The sequence below is a fragment of the Roseibium sp. SCP15 genome, assembly GCF_040329435.1.
Lineage (GTDB): Bacteria > Pseudomonadota > Alphaproteobacteria > Rhizobiales > Stappiaceae > Roseibium.
The window spans coordinates 525131-536845 of the sequence record NZ_JBDZYI010000004.1; the positions used below are offsets into that span (position 1 = coordinate 525131).

Here is an 11715-nt window from a genome sequence, read left to right on the forward strand (position 1 = left end):
GGGTTGCGGTGGTCCACCTCTCTCTCACTCAATTCAGTTCCAACCTGAAAGGATGGTGCCCTGAGGCAGCATCCTTCGGGCGACCAGAAGGATGTCCAAATCATGCTCAGCAAACATCTCCCCAAAGCGGTTCTGATCAGCTCCGCTTCCATCGTCACGCTCGCCTTTGTCGGGATTGCAACACAATCGATCAACTGGAACGGCGTTGGAGAAAAACTCACCGACCTTGTCGAAGCCGATCAGGAGAAAGGTCCGGTTATTCAGGAGCTTGCTGATCAGTTGACGGAGGCTCCCGGCACTTCTCCCGTGATCCGACCTGCTGCCGAGGCCCAACCGCGGTCGCAAGGCCAGCACGGCGCGGGCCTCATGTCTCTCTATTCAGGCGCAGTTTCAGGGGCGGCAACTGCAAAACGGGCGATGGACACCGTGATGCCGGTCGCTCCGCTGCCCAGTCGCGAAAGGTTTTCTTCTGAGGAACCAAATCCTCTGAAACAGGTTATCAACGACCCGGTTTCGACATTCTCAATTGACGTGGACACGGCGTCCTATTCATTCGTCCGTTCCGGATTGAACAACGGAGCCTTGCCAAACCCGGACGCTGTGCGCGTTGAGGAAATGGTGAACTACTTCGATTACGCCTATCGCGTTCCCGACATGGGAGAAGCGCCGTTTTCAACCAGCGTCACAGTCACAGATACGCCCTGGAACAAACATACAAAACTAATGCAGATCGGCATTCAGGGTCACAAGGTGCCGATTGAGGACCTTCCACCGCAAAACCTGGTGTTCCTGATCGATACTTCAGGTTCCATGGCAGATGCCAACAAATTGCCGCTGCTGCAGCAATCCTTCCGGCTTTTGTTGTCGACGCTCAGGGATGAAGATGAAGTTGCGATCGTGACATATGCCGGCAACGCAGGCGTGCTGCTTGAACCGACAAGGGTGGCGGACAAGACCCTCATTCTTGAAAAGATCAACGCATTGACTTCAGGGGGCTCCACCGCCGGGCATGCCGGCCTCAAGGGGGCTTATGCCCTGGCAGAGAAGATGACCGGCGAAGGTGAGCAGACACGTGTCATTCTGGCCACCGATGGCGATTTCAATGTCGGCCTGTCAGACAACGAGAGCCTGAAGCGGTTTGTCGCCGACCAGCGCAAACAAGGAACCGCCCTTTCGGTTCTCGGGTTTGGACGTGGCAACTACAATGATGAACTGATGCAGACGCTGGCACAAAATGGCCAGGGTGTCGCCGCTTACATCGACACACTTTCCGAAGCGCGAAAGGTTCTGGTCGACCAGGTGGTCAGTTCGATTTCCATGATCGCCCAGGACGTCAAGATCCAGGTGGAATTCAATTCTGGAACCGTCGCAGAGTACCGCTTGATCGGGTATGAAACGCGAGCCTTGAAAACGGAAGACTTCAAGAACGACAAGGTCGATGCGGGGGATATCGGTGCCGGACACAACGTGACGGCGTTGTATGAAGTCACGCTGGTCGGTTCGCCCGCGCAAAAGTTCTCCGATCTTCGCTATGGTGGTCAGGAGGAAACGCCTGACAGCCTCAACACCTCGTTTTCAGGCGAGCTGGCCTATGTGAAGCTGCGCTACAAGGAACCGGGAGAAGAACAGAGCCGTCTGCTTGAGACGCCGGTGAGTGCTGATGCCAGTGAAATTCCAAAGAACGAGACGCTGTTTGCAGCTTCCGTTGCAGCCTTTGGGCAATTGCTCAAGGGCAGTGACTATCTCGGCAGCTGGACGATGGAGGACGTCGAGAAGCTGGCCAGTGAAAATCGTGGTTCGGATCGCTTCGGATACCGTTCCGAGTTCCTGAACCTTGTCAGGCTTGCACAGGTGAGCGAACGATAAATCGACATCATCAGATCAAGAAGACCGGCAGGTTTCGGACCTGCCGGTTTTGTGTCGCCTGTGTGGCTCAACGGTCTTTCAGCCAGTCCAGCGTGACTTGTGTTCCGTCGGAGTCGTTCAGATCCAACCGGCTGGAGAGTATCAGCGACAAAGCGCCGATGTCGTTGGTCTTCCAGAGATAAAGCGTGTGCCGGGTTGGTTCGAAACGGGCACAGGAAGTTGCGCCGACATCCGCGATGTATCTGGGCGGTGTATCGCGGCGAATGTCGAACGCCTTGGCGCCCGTGGCTTCTGCCGGATTGTTCAGGCAGACGGTGACAAGACGTGCGTCAATTGCCTCATCCAGTCCACTGGAAGCAACTTCAGGCTCGGGTGCAGCGGGTGCCTCGGCTGACAAGGCCGCAGCCGGTGCTTGCGGCGCTGCATCGGTTTCTGTGTCAGCCTGATCGGATGCGCTGTCAAACAGAGGAGGCGACACAAAAGAAGTCGTCGCTTCGCTGCTTTCGCTCATCAGTTGGTCTTGAGGAGCCGGGGCACTTGTTTCAAGCGGTTGCTGGCGTGCTGCAGACGTACGCTTGGCAACCGGCGGCGCCGTTTTCTGAAGGGAGGGGGGAGGGACAAATTCCCGGGCGGCAACATCGCCCTTTTGGAAGCGGATCAGGTCGTTGTCTCCGCTTTCCAGAAAGGTCGGGGCTGGAAAATCAGCGGCGAGCGCAGTGCCGCACATCACGGCCATCCATCCTCCCGCAAGGAAGGACAGGGCAACAAGAACGGAATTTCGCATGTCTCGGCGATGCATTGATCTGTCTGACTATTCCAATTGTCAGCCGGTCGTCTCCTTCCGGCCGAGTGACAAGCTGACTCAGTTTGCTGGTGCAAGATAACGGGTATTCACCCAGCCGGAAATCGTGTCAGAGCGAATTTCGCACCACCTGCCTTCACAAAGGTCGGAAAGTTCGACACTGCAGTCATCGGAGGCAAGAGTGCCCAGGGGTTCAAAACGGGTTCCTGGTCCCGCACGTACGTTCAAGACGTCGTCCCCAGCCACGTTGACGCACATTAAAACGCCTGTCGGGGAAGCGCCCGGTGTCAGGAACATTTTCGGCGGTTGCGCGGCAGAGGTACAGATGCCATTGACGTTTTGTCCACGCGCGCACAGCGTCTTCACGGACATGGAAAGCAACTCCCATTCACCGGTGCTCGTACGGATGACATATCCTCGAAAGTGCTCGCCGTAGACACTGTCATCGAGATATCCGGTCAGTCGAATGTTGACATGGTATCCGGAGCCTTCCTTCCGAATATTCAGATCCATCCCGGCGCTGCCTTCGTCATTCTCTGGGTGGTTCTTCAAAAACGGCACAAGAACGTCAATGAAATCAGGCGCGGTCGCGACGCCAGGAGCAACGCGAATTTCGCGAAATCCCTCTGCGTCGATCATCCCCTGGGCGTTTGCCTGGCTGAATGGCAATGCGGCTGCGAGCGCGAGGCTGAAAACCAGTCCCGCAGAATGGGTGATTTGGGAGGGCATGGTCATGGTCCTTTCATCTGGTCACTGCCAGAATTGTCAGGCGTCCGTCCCTGCGATGCCATGGGGTGAATGCCCCATCCGGTGGTGATCAAAGCTCCTTCGACGGGTCAATCAATCCTTCCTTGAGTGCCCGTGAAATGAGTTGCGGAACCGAGTGGACATTGAGCTTCTGCATCAGGCTGGTGCGGTGCTTGTCCACTGTCTTGATGCTGATGCCAAAGCCCTGGGCAATTTCCTTGTTGGACTTGCCCGACAGGATCATGTTGAGGGTCTGCCGTTCCCTGTCGGTCAGAACAGGAGGTCTGGGCGTCTCTTCCAGGATTTTCAGGAAGTGCTCCGAGATATGTCGTTGGCCTCGAAGAATTCCGGGCAGTTTCTCATAGAATTCCGTGTTGTCGGAAGCCTTGGAGAACAGTCCGTCGACCCCCGCCTCAATCAAATCGGAAATCAGACCGACAGCTGAAATGCCGGTCAGGACGACAACCCTGGTCTCCCTGGACCAGCGGCGGGCCTCGACGAGAACTTCAACACCTCCGGCCAAGGGCATTGATACGTCCAGAAGCAGCAAACTTGGCCGGTGCTGACGAATTTCGGCAATTGCGCTCAGGCCGTCGCCGGCTTCTGCAACCACTCTGATCCCTTCGGGTTCGATAAGACCGGGTTTTTCCAGTGCATCCTTGAGTCCGGACCGAACAATTGCATGGTCGTCTGCAATAATTGCGCTGTATCTTTGCTCGCTCACGGCCCACTATCCCTGAAACAGAATTCAGGTAAACCTGACATGCCTTTTTGCAAATGACCAGATTGCAGCAATCGCACCGGCTCCTGTCGATCATGGGCGTCGCCCTGGCGATGTGCCTGCTCATGCTGGTCAGTGCAAGGGCTGAAGCCGTCAACCTGCAGCCAGGACAAGGTGTCAGCGATCTCAGGCCGCAGATGACCTATTTCAGCGATCCGAGCGCGTCACTCGGCGATGTTCTGAAGCATTACCGCGCCGGTGATTTCGGTTCCGATCTATCCGCCTCCATGCTGGACTGGAACTATGCGCCGGAAGCGTGGGCCGCGGTTGAAATCTTCAATGCCACCCTGGATGACGGCCGCGGCGCCGATCCGTTCGTGTTGACGATCGATCTGCCACTGGTTAGTGCGGTCGATGCTTATGTCATCCGCGAAAGCGGCTTTACCGAGAACCTGATCAGATACTCCATCTTCGAGCCATTCGTGCCGGAGGATCACTCCGTTACCCGGCTCAGAACTCCCGTTTTCGACATTGCACCGCAGGAAAATGTCATCGTTCTGGTCAACTTCAAGTTCGGCCCGGTCCAGGCGTTCAAGATGGCACTGGAAACACCGGTTGAACTTGAAGCATCCGCGTTTGCTTCCGGAATTTCCCACACCGCGTTTTACGCCTTTGCCATTGCTTCGCTGATCTTCTTCTTCGGATTCCATCTGGCGATGAAAAACTGGATCGGACTGCTTTACGCGGTTCAGTTCGGTATCGGGCTCGCGCTGATCGCCTATGTGGACGGCCTGTGGTTCCGGTTCTTTTATCCCGGCGCGCCTGAGCTGCAATCGCCTGTCGGGTTCTTCCTGCTGTTTTCGCTGTCCGGTCTGGGGTTCCTCATTTCCGGACAGTCCGTCCGTGAGGGAGGAAGGGAGACCAGACTGTCATTGATCCTGCGGTCTTTGTCACTGCTCTCTGTCGCGGGGTTTCTCGTCGCTCTCTTCTCGCCGGGAACCTATGTTGCGTTGTTTGGCTATGTACTGCTGGGGCTCATGTTTGTTGCGGTTTTTGCCGCAAGCAACAACTGGCGCCGAACCGAAGGTGCCATTCATTTCTCAGGTCTCCTGATTTCAGGGCTCGGGACCATGCTCATCGTGACCCTCATTGCGATCGTGGTCGTCGGCAGTCGTGCTGAAGTCATCCCCGTGGCCACGGCCGTAAAAGGCATTTTCTCGATCCTGCTGGTGGCCACGATGACTGGGCTGACCGCGCACATCATCAATTTGCGCAGGAAGCACTCCAAGGCGGTTCAGGCGGAGTTCTCCGCGCTCGAAGCAGAAGCCAGGCGCAGTCAGGAGCTGCTGGTCGCAGAACGGAACTATTCCCGGGCGCGTGAGCTGGCAAACCTGCGTCAGAGGCAACTTGCAACGGCGTCGCATGATCTGAAGCAACCCATTGCTTCGCTGCGCATGAATGTCGACGCGCTGGCAAGCACTCTTGAGCCGGATGTTCGCAAGAGGTTGAAGGAAGCCTTCAATTACATCGAGGCGCTGTCCAATGACTACCTGAGGCAAACCACGCCGGAAGAAGGTTCCGAGGCGACAGACGAAGATGGTCAGGATGCTGCCGCCGGGCATGCCGAGGGGGAAGCGGAAGCCTATGAAATCTCGCTTGTCCTCGATACCGTCTATCAGATGTTCCACGAAGAAGCGGTGTCCAAGGGATTGGAGCTAAAGCGGGTTCCGTCAAGCAGGATGGTTTCCGTTCCGCCGCTGATTGTCATGCGGATCGTCAGCAATCTTGTTTCCAATGCGGTGAAATATACCGAGACCGGCAGCATTCTGATCGGTGTGCGCAATCGCGGCGCGAGAATTGATCTTTGCGTGTTGGACAGCGGTCCGGGACTGAGCGAGACGGAAATCGCTGCCTATTCGCGTGCCTATTCGAAGGGGGAAACGTCAGATGGCCAGGGGCTTGGACTGTCCGTCTGTTTTGAATTGTCCAGGGAGAACGGCATGGAGTTTACCTGCCGATCTCAGAAGTCGAAAGGAACGCAGTTCATCCTGACCGTTCCACTTGCCCAATCCGGACAACACGGTCAGTGAACGGAGAGCTTGCGCGAACGGCAGGTTATGCCTCCTGTTCCGCCAACACCTTCTTGGCAACGCGAAAGCACTCGAGCGCCTGCGGCACTCCGCAATAAATGCCAACGACGTGGATGATTGCGCGGATCTCTTCCTTGGTGACACCATTGGTCAGAGCGCCCCGGCAATGGGTTTCCCACTCGGTCATCTTTCCGAGCGCACCGATCATCGCAAGGTTCATCATTGAGCGGGTCTTGGCGTCAATGACTTCATCTCCCCATCCAAACCCCCAGCACCAGGCGGTCATGGCTTCCTGAAACGGTTTGGTGAATTCGTCGGCAGCGGCGAGATTTTTCTCGACATATTCCGCGCCAAGAGTGGCCTTGCGCTGTGCGAGACCCTTTTCAAAAAGATCCTGATCCATTTTTACCTCAGCTTGATCGCAACATTCTTGGTCTGAACATAGTTCAATAGGGCCTCGCGGCCTTTCTCGCGACCGTAGCCTGATTTGCCAAAGCCGCCAAAGGGCGTTTCCACCCCTCCGGCATACCATTCGTTGACGAAGACCTGACCGGCTCGAAGCTGTCTTGAAGCCCGCATCGCCCGGTCGATGTCGGCGGTGAAGATACCTGCCACAAGCCCGTAGGGCGTGCTGTTGGCGACTCGGATAGCCTCGTTCTCATCGCTGAATTTCAGCACGGAGAGAACCGGGCCGAAGACTTCGTCCGAAGCAATCGACATATCCGGCGAGACGTCGGTGATCACGGTCGGCTCAAGAAAGTAACCGGGCCGGTTCAGTCGCCGGCCTCCGGTGACGATGCGCGCGCCTTCGCGTTCCGCCGCCGACACCATGCCGGCTGCACGTTGGCACTGACCCTCCGAAATCATGGCACCCATGTTCGCGCCGAATTCCGGGAAGGAGAGCCCGCTGCCAACTTCCAGGCTTTCTGCCATGGCAACAATGCCGTCGACCAGTTTGTCGTGTATGCGCTCATGGACGATCACGCGCGACATGGCCGAGCACACCTGGCCGGCATTGAAATAGATGCCCCAGCGAACGTCGGACAGGAAGGTATCGAGATCCGCATCGTCATGGACGATTGCTGCCGATTTGCCTCCGAGCTCCAATACGCAGGGCACGACGTTTCGGGCCGCCGCCGTTGCGATGGATATACCTGTCGGGACAGAGCCGGTGAAAACAATCTGATTGACGTCCGGGTGTGCAGCGAGAGCTGCACCGGCATCCTTGCCAAGCCCGCAGAGAATGTTCAGTGCACCTTTCGGTAGACCGCAGGCCAAGGCAGCATCGGCAAAATACCTGTTGGTGAGCGGATCGAGTTCCGGCGTCTTGACGACCACAGAGCACCCGACCGCAAGGGCAGCAGAAAGAGACCGCGCCGTCATTTCCATCGGGTAGTTCCATGGAATGATCTGCGCAGAGACGCCAAAGGGTTCATGAGTGGTGAAGTCGAAATAGCCCTGGCCGAGCGGTATCGACCGGCCTTCCATCGTCTCGGCCTGGTTGCCGTAATACTCGAAATATCGGGCCGCGCCTTCAATCTCGAGCCTTGCTTCCCAAAGCGGCTTGCCGGCTTCCCGGGTCAGGATCGGGGCAATTTCATCGATCCGCTCGAGGATGTAATCACCCATCCTGCGCACGATGCGGCCCCGTTCAACAGGGCGCAGGCCTGACCAGGCACCGCTGTCGCTCAATGCCTTGGCCGCAGCCACAGCCCGGTCGACGTCGGCTTCGTCTGCCAGCGCCTGCTTGGCGAGCGGCTCGCCCGTCGCCGGGTCCAGCACGGTGAGGCGGCCAGCCCCGCCGTCACAAAAGCTGCCATCGATAAAGTTCTGCCAATAGGCGGGTAGTTCGCTCACTGCGGTCTGATCCTGTTTGAATAGAGCCGGTCGTAATGCGGTTTCATCCGCTTATAGACGTGTTGCACCCTGTCCGGTGCTTCCGAGAGCTCGACATATTTGCGTTTCTGAGGTTGCAGTCCCGTGGAGTTTCTCAGGTTTGCGTGGAACGAACCACCATCCCACCAGCTGTATTGGCCGGTATCGGCGCCCGGTTCCCAGGAGAGTGCTTGTTCGATGAAGGGTATGTCTACGGCTTCGCAAAACGCAGAGACGGTTCCTGCCGGATTTTCCAGGAGGTCGTTGCTGTCGATGACCGGAGGCGCCGAGCCCGTAAAGGCGGTGATGAGATCGTAAAGTGCCCGCTGTTCGGGAAAGCCGACTTCACCGGAATCGAAGTCCGGCCACTTGTCATACATGGAAGTGATGGTCAGGGCCGGGTCGCGGATGAGGAAGGCATGTGTGAAGTGAGATAGGAATTCCGCGTCCCACATGTGGTTGATGTAGTGCGGGAAATCCTTGATGAAGACCGGGCCGCTTTCAGCTCGGGAACGGATGTCTTCCCAAACGCTTTCAAGCGTCAGGCCGGGTGTGACCTTGTCGCCAGGTTTCCATCTCGGCCAGAACGGTTCCTCACCCTGATACCAGGCTTCTCCGAACGGTTCATGCAGGCAGTCGAGGTCACCGCGCTGGCGCATCATCCACTCAAAGGCGGTCGAGGTAGAGCGCGGTACGGCCCAAAGCGCAACAATCTTATGCATGCAAGGACTCCAGCAAACGTCCGTGGCGGCCCACGGGGGCAAGGTTGAGGGAGCGGAAAATGCGCCAGTAGAGCGCAGTGTCGTGGGCGATGACGGGCTTGCCGAGCATCTCCTCCAAGTCAGGGGTGACGTGCAGCATTCTTTCTGGCTGACCATTCGGACCGGTCCTGAAATTGACCATGCCGTTAGCCAGGTAAGCATCCGCATCGGGTGCCTGCTCCGCGACGAATTCAAAGCTCTTGCGGGCAAGGTCGCCGTCGAAAATCCACCGGAGGGCGTTCACGTCGTCCTGGGTTTCGAACCAGCCCTGATCGACGAAGTTACCGGCCCACAGAACATCGAAACCGGCTTCGCGCAGGAAATCTGCCGTGCCCTGCCACCATTCGGGCCAATGGTAAACGGCGTTCAGCGCGACCTTCTCGACATTCATTGCACGCAGGGCCTCAACCATCGCGTAGCCGGCCATGTGAAAGGCCAGTCCGTGCCTGTCGCTGAGCCGCTTGCAGAAATCGGCAATTCCCTGGACACCGAGGCCGGAGGCGTGGACCCAGTTCGAGCCGACCTGAGCGCAAACATCAGCGCCATTGTTGGCCATGACCGACGCAAAATCCTCAAGCATGTCGAAGTTGCGGGTGCGCTGGTCCAGGCGGTGACGATAGTCCGGAACATGCAGCATCCAGCCGTGAACACCGACCGAGGCAGGGGCAATGCGCAGGAAATCGGAGGGAGCTGCGTCCCAATCGTGAGGTGGACAGGTGAAACCGACCTGATGCGGAAACAGTTTCTGTTCCGGTGTCCATTCGCTCGGCATGCCGAGCGGGGCAGTGTTCCCGGACATCAGGCCTCCCGCATCCAGCTTTGCAAGGTCTTGATGGAATGTTCCGAATTCACGCCGCAGGATGGGTCGAGCACGAGAGGACCTGGCTGATAGCCGCGGCTTCTCAGGCCTTTTTGAACGGATTCGACCAGGTAGATGTCCTCTTCCACCGTTGTCGATCTGTCCTGGATCGCGAGGCGGCGGACGGTCTCGGAATCAACGCCGTCGATCGTGTACCAGCCTCGCCAGACGGTCACCTGACCGGCATCGACCGCCCGCCAGTGATAGGTGTTCAGGATGTTCCCCGGATACACCTGGAATGAGAACAATGGCCACAGGAACCAGGAAGAGTAGTCGCCCGCGTGCTCATTGGCTTCCAGGTCGATCTCGTAGGTCATGCTTTCGAGATTTTGGCACTCTGTTGTATGCCGCAGGCAATAGCCCTGAGGCTGGATGTCATAGGTCTCCGGCTTGACGACACCTGTGGCGAAAGTGGGGTGATTGATGGGGCAATGGTAACATTCGGAATAATTCTCGACCGAGACTTTCCAATTACAGTTTTCCGGGATTTCCACCCATTCGAGCGGCTTGAGCCGGTCGATATGCGGTACAAACGAACGTAACTCCGCGCGCACATTCGGAAACCAGTCGTCCATCGGCTTTGCATCCGGATCGAGGTTCAAAAACAAAAATCCGCAGAAGTCCTCGATGCGAACTGATTTCAGGCAAATCTTGCTGCGGTCGAAACCGGGAACTGAGCGCACATTGGGACCGGAGCGCAGGCCTCCGGTGAGTTCGTAGGTCCAGCTGTGATAAGGGCAGACAAGCAGTTTGGTGTTGCCTTCACCCTGAACGAGCTGGTGGGCCCGGTGTTGACAGACATTGTAATAGGCCTGCAGCCGGTTTTCCCTGTCGCGCAGGCAGATGATGCTTTCACCCGCAATTTCGACAGTGAAATAGTCACCCGGCTTTTCCAGTTGTGAACTGTGGCCGGCGAATTGCCACGTTCGAGCCAGCAATCCCGCTTTTTCCGTCTCAAAGTGCGACGGGTCGGTGTAGTACCACGCTTCTAGCGAATGGATCAGCTGGCTGTGTACGTTCATGAGCGGTCCTTCCACTCTTCCTGATAGAGCCCCATTTTGTGGCGGCGGGTGTGAAAACGTTCGATGCTGGAGATGACGTCTTCCGGCGCATCGGCGATGACGAATGCGAGCAGTGTTTCCAAAAGCGCGATGGTGGAGACCGACGAGGGAAAGAACTGCGGCGTTTCCGCATCGACAATAAAGGCGTGATCGCTGCCGACCACGATGGGGGAGGCCGGACTGTCCGAAATGGCGATAATGGTCAGGCCCTGCTCTCGCGCAAGTTCAACGGCGGTTATTACATCGGTTCGGTAGGGTTTGCAGGTCATTGCGACCAGTACGTCGCGTTCATCGGCGCGTGCAAGGTCATCGGTCGCAACAGACCCGAGACGCGGAATGGTCCAGATCGTGTCGACTGCCATATCCGCGAGGTAGGTGAAGTTGCGCGCGTTGGAATTGTTGACGCCAACGCCAAGAACATATGTGTGGCGGGCCTTCACGATGGCCTCGGCCGCCGCCTTCATGGCTGCGTCATCAGTTGCCGCAAAGGTGTTCTCGATATTGGAGATCGCGCAGGCCGCCATTTCGGCAAACAGGCTTCCCAGTTGCCCGCCCTTGGCCAGGGATTGCAGCCAGCGGGCCCGGTCCGGAAAATCCGTGCCACGGCTGCGGATCGCCTCCCGGAACGGGTGGCGGAAATCCTCATAGCCTTCGAAGCCGACTGACCGTGCCATACGCACGAACGTGTTCGGTTTCACACCGGCAGCATCGGCAATTTCCCGAATGGAACTCACACCGACATCGTTCGGGTTTTCAAGCACGTAGCTTGCGGCCTTCTTGAGTTCGGGTGTCAGTTCCTCAAGCTCGGAGGCCAGGTCGTCCAACACCTCCTGAGGGGCTTTCAAATCTGATTTTGGTACATTCATATCATTCATGATTGACTAGAGTACATTTGTACAATTACGCTGTCTATCGAAAAATCACCGGCCTGGG

Annotated in this window: 11 protein-coding genes; 2 read left to right on the forward strand and 9 right to left on the reverse strand. The window is 57.3% G+C overall.

The annotated features are described in order from the left end of the window. Positions 1-102: 102 nt before the first annotated feature. A complete protein-coding gene (locus ABLO27_RS22290) occupies positions 103-1866 on the forward strand; it encodes a vWA domain-containing protein (RefSeq protein WP_353035848.1) in 1764 nt (587 codons plus the stop codon). A 67-nt stretch (positions 1867-1933) separates the two neighbouring features. On the opposite strand, the gene ABLO27_RS22295 is transcribed toward ABLO27_RS22290, so the two are convergent. The 3 genes from ABLO27_RS22295 to ABLO27_RS22305 all read right to left on the reverse strand — a co-directional run bounded on the left by ABLO27_RS22295 (position 1934) and on the right by ABLO27_RS22305 (position 4139). Continuing rightward, complete coding sequence (locus ABLO27_RS22295) at positions 1934-2665, reverse strand: hypothetical protein (RefSeq protein WP_353035850.1); 732 nt, start codon at positions 2663-2665, stop codon at positions 1934-1936. Between the two features lie 63 nt (positions 2666-2728). After that, positions 2729-3403, reverse strand: coding sequence for an SH3 domain-containing protein (locus tag ABLO27_RS22300; RefSeq protein ID WP_353035852.1), 675 nt, complete (start codon positions 3401-3403; stop codon positions 2729-2731). 82 nt (positions 3404-3485) lie between these two features. After that, positions 3486-4139: a response regulator transcription factor gene (locus tag ABLO27_RS22305; RefSeq protein WP_353035854.1), complete on the reverse strand. Its 654-nt coding sequence runs from the start codon at positions 4137-4139 to the stop codon at positions 3486-3488. A 53-nt stretch (positions 4140-4192) separates the two neighbouring features. Between ABLO27_RS22305 and ABLO27_RS22310 the strand changes: the two genes are divergently transcribed. Next, entirely contained in the window at positions 4193-6226 is a 2034-nt protein-coding gene (locus ABLO27_RS22310; protein ID WP_353035856.1) for a sensor histidine kinase, read from the forward strand. Positions 6227-6251: 25 nt separating this feature from the next. Here the strand turns inward: ABLO27_RS22310 and ABLO27_RS22315 are convergent, their stop codons facing one another. Genes ABLO27_RS22315 through ABLO27_RS22340 form a run of 6 tightly spaced genes read right to left on the reverse strand, consistent with a single transcriptional unit; the run spans position 6252 to position 11609 of the window. Then, complete coding sequence (locus ABLO27_RS22315) at positions 6252-6629, reverse strand: carboxymuconolactone decarboxylase family protein (protein ID WP_353035858.1); 378 nt, start codon at positions 6627-6629, stop codon at positions 6252-6254. 2 nt (positions 6630-6631) lie between these two features. Then, complete coding sequence (locus ABLO27_RS22320; RefSeq protein ID WP_353035860.1) at positions 6632-8083, reverse strand: aldehyde dehydrogenase family protein; 1452 nt, start codon at positions 8081-8083, stop codon at positions 6632-6634. After that, positions 8080-8823 (reverse strand): hypothetical protein, encoded by a 744-nt coding sequence (locus ABLO27_RS22325; RefSeq protein WP_353035862.1) that lies wholly within the window; start codon positions 8821-8823, stop codon positions 8080-8082. Before ABLO27_RS22325 ends, ABLO27_RS22320 begins: the two co-directional genes overlap by 4 nt. Beyond that, positions 8816-9661 carry a hypothetical protein gene (locus ABLO27_RS22330; RefSeq protein ID WP_353035864.1) on the reverse strand — a complete coding sequence of 282 codons (846 nt, stop codon included), beginning with the start codon at positions 9659-9661 and terminating at the stop codon, positions 8816-8818. The genes ABLO27_RS22325 and ABLO27_RS22330 overlap by 8 nt, the downstream gene beginning before the upstream one ends. Continuing rightward, positions 9661-10743 carry an aromatic ring-hydroxylating oxygenase subunit alpha gene (locus ABLO27_RS22335; protein ID WP_353035866.1) on the reverse strand — a complete coding sequence of 361 codons (1083 nt, stop codon included), beginning with the start codon at positions 10741-10743 and terminating at the stop codon, positions 9661-9663. The genes ABLO27_RS22330 and ABLO27_RS22335 overlap by 1 nt, the downstream gene beginning before the upstream one ends. Further along, complete coding sequence (locus ABLO27_RS22340; protein WP_353036060.1) at positions 10740-11609, reverse strand: MurR/RpiR family transcriptional regulator; 870 nt, start codon at positions 11607-11609, stop codon at positions 10740-10742. The genes ABLO27_RS22335 and ABLO27_RS22340 overlap by 4 nt, the downstream gene beginning before the upstream one ends. Positions 11610-11715 lie beyond the last annotated feature (106 nt).